The organism is Stenotrophomonas sp. TWI1149, from assembly GCF_039673155.1.
GTDB classification, from domain to species: domain Bacteria; phylum Pseudomonadota; class Gammaproteobacteria; order Xanthomonadales; family Xanthomonadaceae; genus Stenotrophomonas; species Stenotrophomonas maltophilia_AA.
In genome coordinates, this window is the sequence record NZ_JBDJLB010000008.1 from 12,643 (window position 1) to 32,088 (window position 19,446).

Below are 19,446 nucleotides of genomic sequence, written 5' to 3' on the forward strand. Positions count from 1 at the left end.
CTAGCAATCCAGGCAGGGCAGCGGCGCGCGGGCGCGCGCTCAGGCGTCGAGGTCGGCCGGCGCTTCGCGCAGGCGACGGTACACCTGCGCCAGGGCGGCGACATCTTCGGCGGAGAACATCAGTTTCAGTGCCGGCGAGACTTCATGACGCGCATCGTCACCGCCGAGGCGGGTGAGGATGTGGTTGTCCTTCATCTTCTGCACGGCACTGGCGACGCGGCGGTTGAAGCCGGCGCGGTCGGTGGACAGGTGGCGCTCGTACACGGCCAGTGCTTCGGCCAGTTCGCCGTCCTCGACCACCGCGCGCACGCCGCGCGCATCGGCTTCGGCCAACTGCTGGCGCAGGTGCAGCAGCAGCACCGAGTCGATGAAGGTCAGCGGCGAGGTGCGCAGCAGTACCGGCGCATCGATATCTTCGGTATCGGCCTGGCGGGTGAAGGCCACCCCGCTCTCGCGGTCCAGCACCAGTTCCAGGAACAGGTCCGAGAGCGCCGAGCGGATCGCCGCTTCGCTGCGGATCAGCGCCGGCCACAGCTTGGCGTGGCGCAGCTGGTCGATGCTCGGGCCGATCAGCAGCTGGCACAGCGCGCGGCGGCCATCCAGCGGCAGCCGGCCGGTGTCGCCCATGTAGAACACGTCATTGTTACGCCGCAGGACGGGCGTCACCACGACCGGTTCGTCGTCGTGCTCGTCTGCGCCGCCGTCGATCGGGGCGTCGGTGGATTGGTCATGCCAGCTCATGGCGTTTCTCCTGGGTGAACCAGATCAGCGGAATGCGGGCGCGACGCCAGTGGCCATCGCCGCCGCGCCATTGCGCGATCTCCTGTTGGTCGGTGGCGACCTCGCCATGGCGGGTGCCAAGGGAGAGGTAACCGATGATGCTGCCGAGGCCCTGCGGGGCCTCGCGGTGTTCAAGCACCTGGGCGATCGACAGCCGCGGCTGCGCGCCGAGCAGGTCGTGCAGGTCGCGGCGCAGGGTGCGGAAGTCGATTTCCGAGGCCGCCACCAGATCACCGACACTCTCCAGCGAGATCGCGGCGGTGTCGTTGCGCTGCACGCTGCCATCGACCTGCGCTTGGCGCGGATCGTGCAGCTTCCATTGCGAGAGCGAGCGCAGCCGGCTGGTGGTCAGCTGCAGGTCGCGGCCGATGGAGCGCTGCGCCGGGATGTGATCGCGCAGGCCCAGCGCCTCGCCCTGGGCCTGCTTGAGCAGCTGGTTGAGGCGGCGCTGTTCCAGGTAGCCACGGCTCTGCACGAAGCCGCGCAGGCTGCGCGCGAAGTGCTGCAGCACGTCGTGGACCTGGCCACCACGCTCGAGCATGGTGGTGGTGAAGCCGCGCAGGAAGGTGCGCTCGGTGCGGTCCAGCTTGCGCGCGAAACCACGCGCGAGCACGGTCTCCAGCGCGGCATCGAGCTGGGCGCTCTGTTCGGCATCATTGAGCAGGCGCCAGAACGCCTCGAAGCTGCGCCCGGCGTCACTGTCGCCGATCACGTCCACGCCTTCGAACAACTTGGACAGCACGTCGCCGCGCTCGCCCTCGTCATCGATGATGCGTTCGCGGAATTCACGGTTGAGGCGTTCGAAGTCGTCGCGCACGCGGCGGAAGTCTTCGGTCAGCTCGTCGGCCAGGCCGATGATCTGGCGGGTCCGCTCCAGCGCGCGCTTGCCGTCCAGCGAGGAGACCTTGCCGCCGCTGACACGGGCGATCTCGGCATCGATGCGGTCGCGCTCGTCGCGCAGCGCGGACAGCCGCGCATCCGGGTTGGATTCGGTCAGCGCGGCCAGCTGCGAGAGCTGCTCGATCACCAGCGCCAGCCGGCTCTCGGTTGCGGCGGCGCGCGCCTGCTCCAGGCTGTCGGCGAAGCGGATCGCCTGCGCGGCCTGGGTGGACAGTTCGTACTGTTCCTGGTCGGCGCCTTCCGGCAGGCGACGTTCCAGCCAGCCCTGGGCCAGCCAGTGCGCGATGTAGGCCTGTGCGGTGCGCGGCAGGTCGCGCGACAGCTCATCGGCCTTGAGGTCATCCAGCGCGCGCTGCAGGCGTTCATGCAGCACCGCGGTGGACAGGGTGCGCTCGTCCTGCATCAGCAGGCTCTGCAGCAGGCCGATGATCTCCGGCGCGTGATCGGCCGCCAGCAGCTTCCACTGCGACTGTTCGCGCAGGTGGCGGTAACGGGTAATGCGCTCGCGATGTTTCATTCGAGACCGGGGACAGGAAGACGGGCCGCGCGGATCGCGGCGGCCGGGAGGGAAACGGGACGCGCACGCAGCCGCAGGGCCGGGCCGAAGCCCAGCGCCTGCCGGTCGCGCGCGACAGCGCGGGGAATCAGCGCTTGCCGCCCACTTCGATGAAACGCAGGAACTCGGCGCGGGTGCGCGCGTCCTCGCGGAAGCTGCCCAGCATCTTCGAGGTGACCATGCTGACGCCGCGCTTGTGGATGCCGCGGGTGGTCATGCACTCGTGCGCACCTTCCACCACCACGCCCACGCCGACCGGCTGCAGCACGTCCTGGATGCACTGGGCGATCTGCGCGGTCATCTTCTCCTGGACCTGGAAGCGGCGTGCATACGCCTCGACCACGCGGGCCAGCTTGCTGATGCCCACCACCTTGCCGGCCGGCAGGTAGCCGACGTGCACGCGGCCGATGATCGGCGCCATGTGGTGTTCGCAGTGGCTTTCGTACTCGATGTCGCGCAGCACGATCAGTTCGTCGTAGCCGGCCACTTCCTCGAAGGTCCGCTCCATGTAGGCGCGCGGGTCGTCGCGGTAGCCGCTGAACCAGTCGCCATAGGCTTCGGCAACGCGGCGCGGGGTATCCAGCAGGCCTTCACGGGTCGGATCTTCACCGGCCCAGCGCAGCAGGGTGCGCACCGCCGATTCGGCCTCGGCCTGGGTGACGGGGTTGGCGTCGTTGTCTTGCTTGCTCATTACATACAGCACCCGAAGGGGGGCGAGCATCGTACCCGACAGACCCCTCGGGCGTCCTGCGCGGCGGCGCCCGGGCCCCGCCCGGGCAGGCGCTCATTGGGCCGCGGTTGTGCCACGGGTATTGATAGGACGCGAATTAGTAGTATCCTATCTATTCTGATGAACCGATCCCTCGACGAACGTACCCAGCTGCAGATGCAGCTCAGTTCCGGCCTGCTCTATGCAGGGCGGCAGTGGCAGCGCCTGGCCGACCAGGCCCTGGGCAGCTACGGCATCTCGGCCGCCTGCACCATGCCGCTGCTGATGATCGGGCGCGCCGGCGGGGGTATCCGCCAGGTGGCCTTGGCCCACCAGCTGGGCATGGAAGGCCCCTCGCTGGTACGCCTGCTGGACAAGCTGGCCGCCAGCGACCTGGTCCGCCGCGAATGCGACGCCAGCGACCGCCGCGCGAACCTGCTGTGGCTGACCGACAAGGGCGAGGCCTTGGTCAGCGAGCTGGAGACCCAGTTGATCGGCCTGCGCCAGGACGTGTTCGGCGAGCTGACCATGGATGAACTGCGCACCGTCCTGAAGCTGTGGCAGCTGCTGGCCGATGCGGCCGACCGCGTGACGTAAGCCTGTTCCCCCGTTGTACCGCCCGGTGTTGTGCTGCGACGGCATGACGTACGACGACCCACGGTCGTCGCCTACCTTTCTCCTGTGAATCCTTTGCCTCGATGTACGGTGAATTCAGTCTCTATGGTGTGTTCGTCCCGACCCTGCTCGGGCTGATGCTGCTTGCCTACCTGCTCAAGAGCGGGTTGCGCGTGGTCCTGCAGCGCACCGGCGCCTACCGCCACATCTGGCACCCCGCCCTGTTCAACCTGGCCGTGTACGTGATCGTGCTCGGCGGGTTGTTTTCCCTGATGCGTTGGATGCAATCGTGAACAAGATCCTCAAGCAGACATTCCCGGTCGTGTTGACCGTCGTGGCCGTGGTGGCCGCCGTGCTGGTGCTGCGCCACCTGTGGGCGTACTACATGGACGAGCCGTGGACGCGCGATGCGCACGTCAGCGCCGACGTGGTGCAGGTCGCGCCGGACGTGTCCGGGCTGGTGGAGGCGGTGAAGGTCGCCGACAACCAGCCGGTCAAGCGCGGTGACGTGCTGTTCGTGGTCGACCGCGCGCGCTATGAGATCGCGCTGGAACAGGCCCAGGCCGCGCTCGGTGAACGCCGTGCCACGCTGGACCAGCTGCGCCGCGAGATCGCGCGCGACCGCAGCCTGCAGGATCTGGTCGCCGCCGAGGATGCCGAAGTGCGCCGCGCCAAGCTGCTCGCCGCGCAGGCCTCGATGGCCACCGCGCAGGCCGCCGTCGATCTGGCCAAGCTCAACCTGGCGCGTACCGAAGTGCGCAGCCCCAGCGATGGCCACGTCAACGACCGCACCGTGCGCGCGGGCGACTACGTGACCGCCGGGCGCCCGGTGATGGCCGTGCTCGATACCGGCTCGTTCCGCGTGGACGGCTACTTCGAAGAAACCCGCCTTCAGGGCGTGCATGCCGGCCAGAAGGTCGACATCCGCCTGATGGGCGAAGCGCAGCCGCTGCAGGGCCACGTGCAGAGCATCGCCGCCGGCATCGAAGACCGTTACCGCAGCGAAGGCAGCAGCCTGCTGCCGAACGTGACGCCTGCCTTCGACTGGGTGCGGCTGGCCCAGCGCATCCCGGTGCGCATCCATATCGACCGCGTGCCGGCCGGCGTGAATCTGATCGCCGGGCGTACCGCCACGGTCACCATCCAGCCGGACACCGCCCCGGCCACGCCGGTGCAACCGGCACGGACGGCGCTGTGAACCGCCCGGCGCTGCACCGCATCGCGCTGGGGCTGGCGCTGACCACGCTGGCTGCGTGCCGCACCGTCGGCCCGGACTACGCGGTGCCGGCCGGGTCCGCCTTCCAGCGGCCGGAGGCGAATGCCGCCTTCCTCGAGACCGGCAACCCGCAGGTCGCCGCTGGCGCCGCGCTGCCCGCGCGCTGGTGGGAGCTGTACCAGGACGACACCCTCAATGCGCTGGTGCAGCAGGCGCTGCGCGACAACGTCGAACTCAAGGTCGCCGATGCCAACCTGCGCCGCGCCGCCGCCGTCTACGAGCAGGCGCTGGATGCCGGTGGCGTTGAGTACGAGGCCGAGGCCGGGGTCAGCCGCGCGCAGCTGTCGGCCGAATCGTTCCTGCTCGAACACGAACTGCCGCCGATCAACCTGGCCGACGGCAAGTTCGCGGTGTCCTACCAGTTCGATCTGTTCGGCAAGCTCAAGCGCGCCTCCGAGGCCGCGCATGCCGACGAGCAGGCCACCGCCGCCGCGATGGACCTGGCGCGCGTATCGCTGGTCGCGCAGGTGGCCGGCAGCTATGTCGACATCTGCCACGCCAACCATGAGCTGCACGTGGCCGAACACTCGCTGCAGCTGCAGCAGCGCAGCCGCGAGGTGACCCAGCGCTTGATCACGGCCGGCCGCGGTACGCCGCCGGAGCTGGCCCGCGCCAATGCCCAGGTCGCGATGCTGCAGGCCGCGCTGCCGCCGCTGCATGCACACCGCCAGGCCTCCGAATACCAGCTGGCCGCCCTGCTTGGCCGCACGCCGGGCCAGCTGCCCGAGGGCGTGAGCGACTGCAGCCAGGCCCCGACCCTGGCCCAGGCGCTGCCGATCGGCGACGGCCGCGCGCTGCTGCAACGCCGCCCGGACATCCGCCAGGCCGAGCGCAAGTTGGCCGCCGCCACCGCGCGGATCGGCGTGGCCACCGCCGAGCTCTACCCGGACATCCGCCTGGGCGCCTCGGTCGGTGCGGCCGGCCTGCTGGAAGATTTCGGCACGCCGCTGACCCAGCAATGGTCGATCGGTCCGTTGATTTCCTGGACGCTGCCCTCCTCCGGCACGCACGCACGCATCCACGCCACCGAAGCCGGTGCCGACGCCGCGCTGGCCGAGTTCGACCACAGCGTGCTGCAGGCGCTGCGCGAAACCCAGACCGCGCTGAGCCGTTATGCCCAGGATCTGCAGCGCCTGCAGTTCCTGCAGCAGGCGCAGCAGCAGGCCGACCTGGCCGCCAGCCAGAACCGCCGTCTGTACCAGGGCGGACGCACGCCCTACCTGGCCAGCCTGGATGCCGACCGCAGCCTGGCCAGCGCCGATGCGACCCTGGCCGAAGCGCAGGCGCAGGTCTCGCGCGACCAGATCCAGCTGTTCCTGGTGCTCGGCGGCGGCTGGAATGCCGACGCCGTCGCCACCGGCACGGCCGCGAGGTAAGCCATGCTGCTGCTGGACAGACAGGCCTGGTTGTTCTCGGTCAAGACCTTCCTGGCGGCGATCGCGGCGCTGTACATCGGGCTGGCCGGCAACCTCTCGCGCCCGTACTGGGCGATGGCCACGGTCTACATCGTGACCCAGCCGATGCTCGGCCCGACCCGCGCCAAGGGTGCCTACCGCATCCTGGGCACGCTGATCGCCGGCGCGGCCACGCTGTGGATGCTGCCACACCTGGTGGAAACGCCACTGCTGCTCAGCGCGGCGATGTCGCTGTGGCTGTCCGCGTGCCTGTTCATCGCCCTGCTCAACCGCGGCCCGCGCGGCTATGCCTTCCTGCTGGCCGGTTACACCACCGCCTTCATCGGTTTCCCGGCGGTGACCTCGCCGGACACCATCTTCGACACCGTGGTGGCACGCAGCGAAGAGATCATCCTCGGCACCGTGGTGGCCGTGCTGTTCGCCTCGCTGTTCTTCCCCGCCTCGGTGCGGCCGATGCTGCGCTCGCGGATCGGCAGCTGGATGGGCGATGCCGCCGACTGGTGCCGGCAGATCCTGACGCGCGGCCATGCGCACGGCCCGCGCAACCGCTTGGCCGCCGACCTGGTGCAGTTCGAAGCGCTGATCGAATTCATGCGTCGTGACGATCCGCGCCATGCCGGTGCGGCGGTCTCAATGGAGCGACTGCGCGAGCGCATGCTGCTGATGCTGCCGGTGCTCTCTTCGATCGCCGACCGGCTGGGTGCACTGCGTGCGGGTGGCCGCGCGCTGCCGCCCGGGCTGGAGCCGTTGATCGCCGATCTGGCGCACTGGCTGGAGCAGCCGGGCCGATCAAGTGCGAGCGCCTACGCCACGCTGCGCGCGCGCATCGTCGCGCTCAAGCCGGCGGTGGACGGCGAGCTGGATCACCTGCTGCTGGTCACCCTGCTGCTGCGCCTGGAAGAACTGGTCGACCTCTGGCAGGACTGCACCACCCTGCACGCGGCCATCGACGAAGGCACCGCGCCGAGCGATACCGCGCACTACCGCGTGCGCACCCAGCGCGTGGACCATGTACGGCACGTGGACTACGGCATGGCGCTGTTCTCCGCGGCCAGTGCCGGTGTCGCCCTGATGACCTACTGCGTGCTGTGGATCGGGCTCGGCTGGGAAGGCGGTGGCAACGGCGCGATGATGGCCGCGGTGGCCGCCGCGTTCTTCGCCGCGCAGGACGATCCCGCACCGAGCATGCTGTCCTTCCTGCTGTGGGCCATCGTGGCCAGCCTGGTGGCTGGCGTGTACCTGTTCGGGATCTTCCCGGCGGTGCACGACTTCGGCAGCCTGGTGCTGGTCCTGGCGGTGATCTTCCTGCCGCTGGGCCTGCTGCTGCACCGGCCCAAGACCGCGCTGATCGGCCTGCCGCTGACGGTGAACCTGGTGGCGCTGCTGAACGTGCAGAACACTTACAGCGCCAACATCCAGAGCTTCATCAACTCGGCCGTGGCGATGTTCATCGGGATCGGCTTTGCGGTGGTGATGACGCGGCTGTTCCGCTCGGTGGGTGCCGAGTGGACCGCGCGCCGGCTGGTGCGCCAGGGCTGGAACACGCTGGCCGATGCGGCCGAGGGCCGCGGCCAGCAGGACCGCCAGCAGTTCGCCGCGCGCATGCTCGATCTGCTCGGCCTGCTGGCACCGCGCCTAGCGGCCACGCCGGAAGGCAGCGACATCGCCTCGGTGGACATGCTCACCGAAGCGCGGATCGGCCTGAACATCCTGCAGCTGCGCCGCTCGCGGCACGGCCTGCCGGCGGCCAGCGTGGCCGCGATCGACGCGATCCTGGACGAAGTGGCGGCCCATTACCGCGCGCAGGCGGCGCGTCGGCGTCCCCTGCCCGCCCCCACCGGGCTGCAGGCCCGGCTGGAGGCCTCGCTCAAGCGCGTGCAGACCGTGGAGGCCGGCAAGGCCCGCGATGAGGCCCTGATGGGCCTGATCGGGTTGCGCTATGCGCTGTTCCCCGAAGCACCGGTGGCCGCCGCGCCGGCCGAGACCACCGCAGGCCCACCCGGCCTGCCCGCGCCGCGCTGAACCGGCCGGGGCGCGGGCCGGCCGGTCCGCGCCGATCAGGGCTATCCTGACGCATGCATTTGCGCATGGATCAAGGTGATTTCCGATGAGTTACGACCTGATGGTGTTCGACCCCGCCGTCGCCCCGCGCGAGGCCGAGGCCTTCCTGCAGTGGTATGACGCGCAGACCGAGTGGAACGAGACGCACGACTACGACGACCCGAAGGTGTCGGTACCGGCGCTGCAGGCGTTCTTCGCCGCGCTCGCCGAGCACTACCCGCCGATGGACGGCCCGCTGTCCGATGAGGAAGACGACCGCCCGGAAGTGACCGACTACAGCATCGGCCAGCACGTGGTCTATGCCTCGTTCGATGACGAGGTGGCCGAGAACGCGCACGGCCTGGTGCAGGTGCTGGCCAACACCCACCAGCTGGGCTTCTTCGATGTCAGCGGTGACGGCGCCATCGTGTTCCCCGATGGCACCGTGGTGATCCCGGAGTAAGACCGGACACGGGGCTAGAACAACTGCCCCTGGGCCGGCGCCGTCACGATGGCGTCGGCCAGCGTTTCCCCCACGCCGCCCTGCAGGCGTGCGGCCAGGCCGGACAGACGGCTGGCATGCCGCGCCAACGCGGCCTCCACTACCTCCGCACTGCCGAGCACGTGCAACGACTGCCGCGCGCGGGTCATGCCGGTGTAGATCAGCTCGCGCGAGAGCACGCGGTTGTCGCGTCGCGGCAGCTGCAGCCAGACCTCATCGAACTCCGAGCCCTGTGCCTTGTGCACGGTCATCGCGAACGCGCTTTCATGTGCGGGCAACGCACCCGGGTGGAAGCCGCGCGGTTGGTCCGGCGTCTCGCCGGGGAACCAGGCGGTCACGCTGCCCTGTCGATCGATCAGGCAGATGCCGATGTCGCCGTTGAACAGGCGGTGCCGGTAGCTGTTCTCGGTGATCAGCAGCAACCGTCCGTGGAAGTAGCCCGGCGCCATGCCCGGGCGCGGCACACCGGCCAGCAGCGCTTCGATGCGGGCATTGAGTCCGCGTGCACCCTGTGGGCCCTCGCGCACGGCGGTGAGCAGGCGGATGCGGCCGGCATTGGCCAGCGCCACGCCGGGATCGGCCGCTTCACCGAGGCCACGCCAATGCCCGAGCAGCTGCTCGCGGTGGTGCTGCAGCGGATCGCTCTGGTCTTCGTGGAAGTGCACACCGGCCAGCCTGCCCATGCGTAGCAGCGCCAGGGCGGTGGCACTGTTGCCGTCGCGCACGGCATGCGCCAGCGGCGCCAGATCGAGCGCGTCGGTCTGCCGGTAGCCCCGCTGCAGCTGCACGCGCCGGCCGCCGAACCGACGTGGCGGTGCCAGCGGTTGCAGCGCACCGGGCGCGAGCAGCGCGCGCAATGCCTGCGCATCATCGGCCTGGGTGCCCAGGCCATCGCCACTGGCGCGCAGGACCGCACTGAGCACATCACCGGCTTCCACCGAGGGCAGCTGATCGGGATCGCCGAGCAGCACCAGCCGGCTGCCATCGGCGACGGCCTCGACCAGCTTGGTCATCAGCGGCAGGTCGATCATCGAGGCTTCGTCCACCACCACCACGTCATACGGCAGCGGATTGTCGGCGTGATGGCGGAAGCGCGGCGAATCGGGGATTACCCCGAGCAGGCGATGCAGGGTGGTGCCCGTGCTCGGCATTGCATCGCACAGCGCCGGCGCGATACCGACCAGGCGCAGCCGCTGCACGGCCAGGCGCAGGCTCTCGGCCATGCGCTCGGCGGCGCGGCCGGTGGGCGCGGCCAGCGCGACCCGTGGCAGTGCCTGGTCGGCCTGCACCGCCTGTGCGGCCAGCAGCACCAGCAGCCGCGCGATGGTGGTGGTCTTGCCGGTACCGGGGCCACCGGTCACCAGCACCAGCGGATGCCGCAGCGCGACGGCCGCGGCACGCGCCTGGTGATCGACGCCGTCGCGCGCCTGCGGGAACAGCTGGCCGAACAGCGTGGCCAGGGAGCCTGGATCGGCCTCGGCCAGCGGATGCGTGGCGATGCGCTGCAGGCCAACGGCGAGGCGGCGCTCGTACTCGCGGTAACGGCGCAGATAGAGCAGCCCGTTCTCCAGTACCAGCGGCGCATCCCCGGCGACCACGTCGTCCGCCTCGGGCACATCCACCCACGGCGAGGCGCGCAGCTGCGCCAGCCACGCGTCGGGCGCAGGCCACTCGATCTCGGGGTCGATCAGCCGCTGCGGTTGGTGCGGGTCCAGGCCGGCGTGCCCTTCCGAGACCGCCAGCGACGCCAGTGCGGCACCGAGCAGCACCACGTCGGGCGTCTCCGGGCGCAGCCGGCGCAGGCTCTGCGCCAGCGCGTGGTCCAGCGTGCGCAGCGCGTTGCCGCGGTACAGCGTGGTGAGCAGGCTCATGCCTCCCCCCGTGCGCGCGCGGCCATGCGGGCCTGGGCGTGTTCGCCGCCGGCGAACAGCGCATCCAGTGCATCGACCAGGGCCGGATCGAAGCGGTGTGCGTACAGGCCGGGGCTGTCCTCGCGGCGGGCATCCAGGCCACGGCAGAACAGGTAGCGGATGCCGCCCATATCGCGCGTGTAGTCGTACTGCGAACCCAGCCGGAAGCGCAGCCAGCGATGCAGCGCCACGGTGTAGATCAGCGCCTGCAGGTCGTATTCGCTGTGCTGCATGGCACTGGCCAGCCGGGCCGCGTCGTAGCCGGGCAGTCGGTTGGATTTGTAGTCGAGCACGTACCAGCGCTCCGCGCGCACGTAGGTGAGATCGATCTTGCCGGTCATCAGGCCCTCCAGCCGCCGCCGCGTGCCGAAGCCATGGCGGTCGCGGACCAGTCCGTGCGCGTGCAGCAGGGTCAGCAACGCCGGGACCGCGGTCGGCTGCATCGCGAAGTGGAACTCGATCTCGGCGCGGCGTGCCTCGGCCGGCAGGTCGTGCAGTGCACCGCCTTCCGGCAGGGGCACGGTCAGGGTCTGGCCGACCAGCGCGGTCAACATGGCCACGCCATCGTCCAGGTCTTCCTCGGCATAGCCTTCCGCGCGCAGCGAAGCACGCAGGATCTCGGCTTCCTCGCCGGGTGCCGGCTGCCCGGCCTGCCATCCGCCCCATTGCGCGAAGTCGGTGTTTTCCAGCGCATCGTGCAGCACGTTGCCGAAGCGGCTGCCCATGAAGCGCGGGTCGATCTCTTCCAGGGGCACGGCCGGTTGTTCGGTCTCCAGCGTGAGGTCCACACCGGCCGGTTCGTCGGCGGCCGGGGCCGGTACTTCGGTCGCGGCCGCATCGGTGTCATGGCCCGCGTCGGCATGCGCCAGCTGGGTAAAGCTGTACACCCACCAGTCGTGCGGCACGCGGCGGGTCAGCGCGCGTACCGGTGGCAGTTCGCCCTCGCGCTCGAACGCGAGCTGCGCCGGGCGGGGTTCCACCGGGCCGTCGATCACGGCGATGTCCGGATGCGCACGCAGCGCCTCCAGGTCCGACAACATCGGCGCCAAGCGGGTTCTGGCCAGCCCGGCGAGATCGCCGGCGGCGATCCACAGCGCGTGCTCGGCACGGGTCAGCCCGACGTAGAGCAGGCGCGCGTCTTCGGCTTCCTGTTCCTGCGCGCTGCGCGTGCTGGCCGCACTCCAGCTGTCGTCCTTGTCCAGCTTCCAGTGCAGCTCACGGCGGCCGTTGGCGTACACCGTGCAGTTCGCCTCGGTGTTGGGCGCGCCGCCGCCGATGCCGACGAACGGCAGGAACACCAGTGGATACTCAAGCCCCTTGCTCTTGTGCAGGGTGATGATCTGCACGCGGCGCGCATCCGATTCCAGGCGCAGCAGCTGCTGTTCGTCATCCTGGTCGGCATGCGCCATCTGCACCTGCAGCCAGTCGAGCAGGCCATGCATGCCCAGGGTCTGCCCGGCCGCCTGCTGCAGCAGCTCGCCCAGCTGCAGGTAGTTGGTCAGGCGGCGCTCGCCATCCAGCAGACCGAGCAGGCACTCGGCATGTTCGGCGCAGAGATCGGCGATCACCGCGAACGGACCGCCGCGCTGCCAGCGCTCGCGCCATTCCAGCAACCGCACCTGGAACGAGCGCTGCGCATCGCCTTCGCGTTCCAGCGCGTCGATCGCCTCGGCATCTTCGCCGAGCAGCACGGTCGACAGCGCGGCGCGCAGGCGCCCTTCATCGGCTGGCTGCAGCAGGGCCAGCAACAGCAGGCGCAGGTCGTGTGCCTCGGGCGTGGCGTACAGGCTCTGCTTGCCCGCGGCGACCGCAGGAATGCCCACCGCACCGAGCGCCTGCTGGATGCGCGTGGCCTCCTTGTGCGAGCGCACCAGCACCGCGATGTCGCCGGGCTGCACGGGCGCACCGCGCAGCAGCGCGCGCCCTTCGCGGGCCTCGCCGAGGATCTGGTGGATCGCGGCCACGCAGGCGTCGCTGGCCTGCTGCCGGGAAGGATCGGCCTTGAGGTCGCCGCCCTCGGTGTTGTGCAGCACGCGCACGGTCAGGCCGGGCGCGGGCATCCCGTCGCGCAGGAAATCCGCATCCACCCGGGTGCTGCCGGGATGCACCGGCTCGAAAGCGATGTCGGCCTCGAGGAAGGCACGTTCGCCGGCGTTGGCGTACAGCGCTTCGATCGCGTGCAGCACCGCCGGACGCGAGCGGAAGTTGCGGTCCAGCGCGGGCGCTGCGTCGGCCTGGCGCTTGGCCTTCAGGTAGGTGTGGATATCGCCGCCGCGGAAGCCGTAGATCGCCTGCTTGGGATCGCCGATCAGGAACAGCGCCGGTGCCAGGCCGGCCTCGCGGGTCTCCTCCGAATCGCCGAACACGCGCTGGAAGATGCCCCACTGACGGTCGTCGGTGTCCTGGAACTCGTCCACCAGCGCGATCGCGTACTGCGCACGCAGCTGCTGCACCAGGGTCGCCCGGTGCGGGCCCTCCAGTGCATCGGCGACACCGTCGATCAGGTCATCGTAGGTCTGCACGCGGCCGATCCGCTTGAGCTCGGCCAGGCGCGCACGCGCTTCGTCGCGCAGGTCATGCAGGAACGCGGTGGCCTGCTGGCGCAGCCACTGCTCACGCGCGTCGGCGGCATGCCACCAGCACTGCAGCGCATCGAACAGCGGCGAGACCGGGCACTGTCCCTCCATGCCGTCCTTGCAGAAGGCCAGCAGCTGCACCGGCAGCAGCTTGCCCAGGTGGCTCTTGTCGCTGCGCGGCCAGTGCTGCGCGCTGCGGCCGGCAGACAGCTCGCCGAAGGCCTTGTCGAAACTCGGCCGTTTGGCACGTCGGCCGTCGAAGACCTTGCGATCGAAGGCGGTGGCGATCCGTGCCTGCGCGTCCTCGGCGTACGCCTCGATCGCGTCGGCCAGGGCCGCAGCGGCGAGCCGCAGCTGCGGCGCCGGGTCGTCGACGCTGTGGGTGGGGCGCGGCGGCAGCAACGGCAAGGGCTTGATCAGCGTGGAGAGATCGCCGGCCAGCGCCTCGGGAGACGACCACAGCCAGGTCAGCGCATCGACCGTGGCCGGGTCGTTGGCATGCACACGCCAGAGGTCGGCGGCGAGTTCCTCATGCAGCTCGCGCTCGCTGGGCAGCAGGGTCGGCGGATCGAAGGTGTGTCCGCTCTCCAGGGCATGCTCACGCAGCACGCGGGTGCAGAAGCCATGGATGGTGAAGATCGAGGCGAGGTCGATTTCATCGGCCGCGGTCTGCAGCCGGCGCGCCAGCGCAGCCGGGGTTTCTTCGCCGAGCGCGAGCTGGCGTTGCAGGATCAGCCGGGTCAAGGCGACCTCCGGGCTGTCCTGGTCGCTCGGCACGCGCGCCACCAGCTGTGCGGCCAGCGCCAGGCGCTCGCGGATGCGCTTGCGCAGTTCCTGCGTCGCGGCATCGGTGAAGGTGACGGCCAGGATCTGGCCGATGCGCCAGCCTTTCTCCACCACCAGCCGGGTGAACAGCGTGGCCAGGGTAAAGGTCTTGCCGGTCCCCGCGCTGGCCTCGATCAGGCGCACGCCGTCCAGCGGCAACGCCAGGTAGGGATCGTCAAGCAGGTCGTGGTCGATCATCGCAGGGCTCCTTCCTCGTCGAAGCCCGGGAACACCCGGCCTTCGCGCACCGCGGTGAACACCACGAAGCTGTTGTGCAGCAGTTGACGGTAACTGTCCGCGCTGGCGAACGGATCGTGGCCACGCAGCGCCAGCTGGTAGCCGGCGCCGGTGGATTCGCCCCAGCTGCGGTCGCTGCCATGCCACTTGGCGCGGCCCTCGGCCTCGCGCTTGGCCTCGGCGGCGGTGTACAGCACCCAGCCGGTGGACGGGCCATACAACAGCGGCGCGCGCAGGCCTTCACCGCGCAGCTGCAGCAGGCGGCGCAGGACCTGGCGTGCGCGCTCGGCGTCCAGCGGCGGCAGCGTGTGCGGCCCCAGCCCGTCATCGCCCGCCTCGTGGAACTGGACCAGCGACCGTGCATCGCCGGCCGCGTTGGCCAGCAGCCAGTCCAGGCCCTGGCGGATCGCGGCACGGCCGTTGAGCGGGCCCGGGCGCAGGCGCACCAGGCCGTGCGGATGCAGGCCGTCGACGCGGCCGTGCAGGCGCACGCCATCAATCTCCACCTCGTAGCGGCGGCTGTCGGCCGCGGTACCGGCCTGCCACTGGGCCAAGGCCTGCGCGTACGGCTCGGTCTGCGCCTGCAGCAGCGCGAACTGGCGCTCGCCCAGCGCACCGGAGGGCAGCAGCGCACGTGCGCGCAGCCGGGGATACAGCGGCGCGGCATCCTCGTCGAGGGTGGCTTCGATCACCGCCTGCTGCAGCAGCGCGGTGTCGCTGCCGCGTGCGGCCATCACCAGCGGCTCGACGTCTTCGGCGTTGTCCACGTCGTCGGGCAGGCGCAGGCCGAGCCGTTGCGAGAGGAACTGGCTGGCCGGATCGGTGAGGAAGCGACGCAGCGCGTCCACGCTCAGGTCGGCCTCCCCGCTGCCGCTCTCCATCGGCGGCAGGGGCCGCGCGAACCACGGCGCCAGCGCGCGGCGAGCACCACCGAGCGAGCCGGCGGCCGGGTGCCACTGCTGGCGGTAGCTGAAGCGGCGCGGTTCTTCTCCGCCACCGAACGCGGCCGGCGCGAACGGCTGCAGCGAATGCCGCACCGTCATCTGCCTGGCGGCCGCGGGCGGATCCAGGTGGTAGTCGGCCGCCGCGTCGATCAGCTCGCTGACCAGTACCGAGGGCTCGCGCACGCTGCCATCGCGCGGGTCGGCACCCAGATAGCTCAGGTAGAACACGTCCTGCGCCGAGGCGAACAACTGCAGGAACAGGAAGCGGTCATCCTCGCGCAGCGAGCGGTCGCCGTGCCGGCGCTTGTCGGTGCCCAGCTCGGCGGTGAGCTGGTTGAGCCCGGCGGCCGGGTCGCGGCGCGGGAAATCGCCGTCGTTCAGGCCGAGCACGCAGATCACCCGGAACGGCAGCAGCCGCATCGGCACCATCCGGCCAAAGCTGACGCCGCCGGTGAGCAGCGGTGCGCGCGTATCGGCCTGGGCGAGGACGCCGGCGAAATGCGCACGCAGCACCGCCGGCGGCACCTCGCCCTCGAAGCCGGCGGTGTCGGCGTCGCGGGCGAACTCGTTGATCAGTTTGCGCAGGCGCTCCAGTGCGCGCTGGCTGTTGGCGGCCTGCGGCGGCTCGGGCAGCAGTGCATCGAGCAGGGCCAGCAGGCGCTGTCGCCACTGCCCGGGCGACATCGCCTCGCCAAGTACTTTCTGGTAACGGGCCAGTACACGCAGCAGGCCGAGCAGGCGGTCCAGCGCATCCAGCGCACTGCCTTCCAGCTCCGGCCACGGCGCGACGCCGGCGATATCGCCGTCGCTGCCGCTGGCATGGCCGAGCAGCAGGCGATCGAGCGCGAACTGCCAGGTAAAGGCATCGTCGACCGGCGCCTGGTGCTGTCCGCGATGGGTGGCATCCAGCCCCCAGCGCGCGCCGGCGGCCTGCAGCCAATCGTGCAGGCGGTCGAACGCCGCGGCATCGAGACCGGCCGCCTCGGCCAGCGGCGCGCTGGCGAGCAGGTCGAGCACTTCGTTCAGGCCGAAGCGCGAGACCGGGAGACCGAGCAGATGCACGAACACATCGGCCAACGGCTCGCCGGCCAGTGGGCTGGTGTCGGCCAGCGCATACGGAATGTGCTCGTCGCCCCCGCTGCGTCCGCCGAAGACCGCTTCCAGGTAGGGCACGTAGGGATCGATGTCCGGCGCCAGCACCGCGATGTCGCGCGCCTGCAGCGGCGGATCGAAGCGCGGGTCCTGGAGCAGGCCGCGCAGCTGGTCGTGCAGCACCTGCAGTTCGCGCAGGCGGGTGTGGCAGGCATGCACCTGCAGGCTGGGATCGTCATGGCGCAGCCCGTCGCGCAGCGCGCCGGCCGGCTGCCCGCGACGGTGGAACAGGTCGCGCTGCAGGCGGTGCAGCAGGCTGTCGGACAAGCCACCGTCGTCCATGTCCGGACGCGCATCGTCTTCGGGATCATCGTAGGCGGCGATCTCGCCGGAGGGGTGCACGACCTCGTAGCTGCCCAGCACCGCCATGAAGTCGCGACCGGCCGCGCCCCAGGCCTGCAGCAGGCGGTTCTCGCCCGCCGCCTCGCCGAACGGGTCCGGCGCGCCGCTGCGCAGCTTCTCGCCCAGGGTCTGCAGATCGCCCCAGTAGGCCTGGGTCGGCGTGGGCAGATAGAAATGCATCGTGCCGACCCGCGCCTGGGTCGCCATCACCCGCAGCACGTCCGGGGAGATGTTGAGGGTGGCGAAGGCGAACACGCGCGCCGGCAGGCCCTGCGGCAGCGGCTGCCCGGCGCCCTCGAAGCGGGCCAGATAGGCATCGATGCGGCGCGCACGGTACTGCTCGCCACCGGCAATGCGCCGCCACAGGATCGCCTGCGGGTCGTTCGGTGCCGCGCCGGCCTCCCAGCGCAGCAGCCAATCGCGACGCCAGGCCTGGTACTTCTCGAACACCGAGGCCAGCTCGGCGGCCAGCGCCCACGGCTTGAGCGGATCGGCCGCAGACAGATAGGCCTGCAGGGCCGCCATCGGCGGCTGCGCCATCAAGGCCGGGTCGCGCAGGGCGGCGTACAACCGCCAGCGCAGGCCCTCGGCATTGAGATCGTCATGTTCGCCGGGCACGTTGGCGTTGAGGGCGCGGGCGACCAGCTCACCGGGGGTGAGGAACTCAAGATTGGCGGCAATGCCATACTCGGCCGCCAGGGTCGACTGCAGCCAGCGGCGCATCGCGACCTGCGGGATCAGGACCACCTCCGGCACCAGGATCGATTGGCCCGGCACCGGCGTGCGCAGCGTCGTGGCCAGCAGGGCGGCCAGCACATCGAGCGAGTTGGAGTGGTACAGGCGGAAGTCTGAAGCAGCGTCGGTCATCGCAGGAGTGTGCCGCAGCGCGCGCACGAACGCAGCGCCGGCGCTATCTGGACGAGGGAAATGCCGAGGCCCACACCGGCCCGACACGCTGTGTTGCAGCCCACGGCATGGCCGCCGGGGCGCCGCCCTCACCTGCCCGTGCGACAATACTGCACGGTGCAGTTCGGTTATGTTCAGCCGTTCACCACGATCTTACAACGTTGGAATTTTGTTAATGGCGCTCATGACGGTTTCCGAAGAGAGTCTGGTGCAGTTGTCCAACGTCCGCATAGACCGCGGCGGACGCACGATCCTGCGCGACGTTTCGCTGACCGTTCCGCGCGGCAGCATCACCGCCGTGCTCGGCCCGTCGGGCAGTGGCAAGTCCACCCTGCTGGCCGCACTGACCGGTGAGCTGCGGCCGGCCGCCGGTGACATCACCCTGTTCGGCCAGCCCATCCCGACCGGCGCACGCGCGCTGTTGGAGATGCGCAAGAGCGTGGGCGTGCTGCTGCAGGGCAACGGCCTGCTGACCGATCTGACCGTGGCCGAGAACGTGGCCCTGCCGCTGCGCACCCACACCCGCCTGCCCAAACCCGTGCTGCGCCGCCTGGTGCAGATGAAGCTGCACGCGGTCGGCCTGCTGGCCGCTGCCGACGCCTGGCCGCGCGAGCTGTCCGGCGGCATGGCGCGCCGTGTGGCCCTGGCACGCGCGCTGGCACTGGACCCGCCCCTGATGATCTACGACGAGCCGCTGACCGGGCTGGACCCGATCGCCTCGGGCGTGATCATGAGCCTGATCCAGCGCCTGAACCACAGCCTGGGGCTGACCAGCATCATCGTGAGCCACCACGTGCACGAGACCCTGCCGATCTGCGACCAGGTGATCGCGATCGCCAACGGCGGCATCGTGTTCCAGGGCAGCCCGGCCGCGCTCGAATCCAGCCAGGACCCGCTGCTGCGGCAGTTCCTGCATGGTGAGCCGGACGGCCCGATCCCGTTCGATGCCGCACCGCGTGCGAGGGTTGCCTGATGCCGTTCGTTGACGCCACCCGTTCGCTCGGTCGCGCCGGCCTGTTCTCGGTGACGGTGCTGCGCGGCTCGCTGCCGACCGCCGATTTCCTGGCCGAGCTGACCCGCGAGATCTACAAGATCGGCGCACGTTCGCTGCCGATCATCGCCGTGGGCGGTGCCTTCGTGGGCCTGGTGCTGACCCTGCAGGGCTACCGCACCTTGACCACCTTCGGCGCCGCCGATGCCTTGTCGACCCTGCTGGGCCTGTCGCTGTACCGCGAACTGGCGCCGGTGCTCACCGCGCTGCTGTTCATCGGCCGCGCCGGCAGTTCGATCGCCGCCGAACTGGGCCTGATGCGCGCCACCGACCAGATCAAGGCCCTGGAGCTGATGGCGATCGACCCGGTCGCCAAGGTCGTCGCACCGCGCTTCTGGGCGGCGGTGCTGACCGTGCCGCTGCTCACCGGCATCTTCTGTTCGCTGGCGATCAGTGCCAGCTACTTCGAGGCCGTGCACGTGCTCGGCCTGGACAATGGCGTGTTCTGGTCGGCGCTGAGCAACAGCGTGGACTTCTGGGACGACTTCGGCGTGGCGATGCTGAAGTCGGCGATCTTCGGCGGCACGGCGGCCCTGGTCGCGTCCTATGTCGGCTTCCATGCCGAGCCCACCATCGAAGGCACCTCGGTCGCCACCACGCGTGCGGTGGTCAACGCCTCGCTGCTGGTGCTGGTCTTCAACTTCGTGCTGTCCGCCATGATGTTCCAGTAGGTACCGACCGTTGGTCGGTACGCCTCTTCGGTGCGCTTC

Annotated in this window: 14 protein-coding genes; 8 read left to right on the forward strand and 6 right to left on the reverse strand. The window is 70.3% G+C overall.

Translation table 11 applies throughout. From position 1 onward, the window contains the following. Window positions 1-39: 39 nt before the first annotated feature. The 3 genes from ABE424_RS10505 to folE form a co-directional block, all read right to left on the reverse strand. Window positions 40-741, reverse strand: coding sequence for a DUF4194 domain-containing protein (locus ABE424_RS10505; RefSeq protein WP_346491396.1), 702 nt, complete (start codon window positions 739-741; stop codon window positions 40-42). Beyond that, window positions 728-2,197 (reverse strand): DUF3375 domain-containing protein, encoded by a 1,470-nt coding sequence (locus ABE424_RS10510; RefSeq protein WP_346491397.1) that lies wholly within the window; start codon window positions 2,195-2,197, stop codon window positions 728-730. The genes ABE424_RS10505 and ABE424_RS10510 overlap by 14 nt, the downstream gene beginning before the upstream one ends. Before the next feature lie 127 nt (window positions 2,198-2,324). Then, window positions 2,325-2,927 (reverse strand): GTP cyclohydrolase I FolE, encoded by a 603-nt coding sequence (gene folE, locus ABE424_RS10515; RefSeq protein WP_019183982.1) that lies wholly within the window; start codon window positions 2,925-2,927, stop codon window positions 2,325-2,327. Between the two features lie 159 nt (window positions 2,928-3,086). On the opposite strand from folE, the gene ABE424_RS10520 reads away from it, so the two are divergent. The 6 genes from ABE424_RS10520 to ABE424_RS10545 all read left to right on the forward strand — a co-directional run bounded on the left by ABE424_RS10520 (window position 3,087) and on the right by ABE424_RS10545 (window position 8,754). Continuing rightward, window positions 3,087-3,542 (forward strand): MarR family transcriptional regulator, encoded by a 456-nt coding sequence (locus tag ABE424_RS10520; RefSeq protein ID WP_176991028.1) that lies wholly within the window; start codon window positions 3,087-3,089, stop codon window positions 3,540-3,542. 101 nt (window positions 3,543-3,643) lie between these two features. Then, the gene (locus tag ABE424_RS10525) at window positions 3,644-3,853 is read left to right on the forward strand and encodes a DUF1656 domain-containing protein (RefSeq protein ID WP_019183984.1); all 210 of its coding nucleotides are present in this window, start codon (window positions 3,644-3,646) and stop codon (window positions 3,851-3,853) included. Then, complete coding sequence (locus ABE424_RS10530; RefSeq protein WP_176991027.1) at window positions 3,850-4,758, forward strand: efflux RND transporter periplasmic adaptor subunit; 909 nt, start codon at window positions 3,850-3,852, stop codon at window positions 4,756-4,758. Before ABE424_RS10525 ends, ABE424_RS10530 begins: the two co-directional genes overlap by 4 nt. Further along, complete coding sequence (locus tag ABE424_RS10535) at window positions 4,755-6,212, forward strand: efflux transporter outer membrane subunit (protein WP_346491398.1); 1,458 nt, start codon at window positions 4,755-4,757, stop codon at window positions 6,210-6,212. The genes ABE424_RS10530 and ABE424_RS10535 overlap by 4 nt, the downstream gene beginning before the upstream one ends. 3 nt (window positions 6,213-6,215) lie before the next feature. Beyond that, on the forward strand, window positions 6,216-8,273 hold the full coding sequence (locus ABE424_RS10540) for an FUSC family protein (RefSeq protein WP_176991025.1): 2,058 nt from the start codon (window positions 6,216-6,218) through the stop codon (window positions 8,271-8,273). Window positions 8,274-8,358: 85 nt separating this feature from the next. Further along, a complete protein-coding gene (locus ABE424_RS10545) occupies window positions 8,359-8,754 on the forward strand; it encodes a hypothetical protein (protein WP_088435243.1) in 396 nt (131 codons plus the stop codon). Between the two features lie 14 nt (window positions 8,755-8,768). Here the strand turns inward: ABE424_RS10545 and recD are convergent, their stop codons facing one another. The 3 genes from recD to recC are packed head-to-tail and all read right to left on the reverse strand — an operon-like array spanning window position 8,769 to window position 17,646. Beyond that, window positions 8,769-10,664 (reverse strand): exodeoxyribonuclease V subunit alpha, encoded by a 1,896-nt coding sequence (recD, locus tag ABE424_RS10550; RefSeq protein ID WP_346491399.1) that lies wholly within the window; start codon window positions 10,662-10,664, stop codon window positions 8,769-8,771. After that, window positions 10,661-14,302, reverse strand: a complete 3,642-nt coding sequence (gene recB / locus ABE424_RS10555; protein ID WP_346491400.1) for an exodeoxyribonuclease V subunit beta — start codon at window positions 14,300-14,302, stop codon at window positions 10,661-10,663. The genes recD and recB overlap by 4 nt, the downstream gene beginning before the upstream one ends. Next, window positions 14,299-17,646, reverse strand: a complete 3,348-nt coding sequence (gene recC, locus ABE424_RS10560; RefSeq protein ID WP_346491401.1) for an exodeoxyribonuclease V subunit gamma — start codon at window positions 17,644-17,646, stop codon at window positions 14,299-14,301. The genes recB and recC overlap by 4 nt, the downstream gene beginning before the upstream one ends. Window positions 17,647-17,869: 223 nt before the next feature. Between recC and ABE424_RS10565 the strand changes: the two genes are divergently transcribed. After that, window positions 17,870-18,658, forward strand: a complete 789-nt coding sequence (locus ABE424_RS10565; protein ID WP_176991021.1) for an ATP-binding cassette domain-containing protein — start codon at window positions 17,870-17,872, stop codon at window positions 18,656-18,658. Continuing rightward, window positions 18,658-19,407, forward strand: a complete 750-nt coding sequence (locus tag ABE424_RS10570) for an MlaE family lipid ABC transporter permease subunit (RefSeq protein ID WP_176991020.1) — start codon at window positions 18,658-18,660, stop codon at window positions 19,405-19,407. Before ABE424_RS10565 ends, ABE424_RS10570 begins: the two co-directional genes overlap by 1 nt. Window positions 19,408-19,446: the final 39 nt, after the last annotated feature.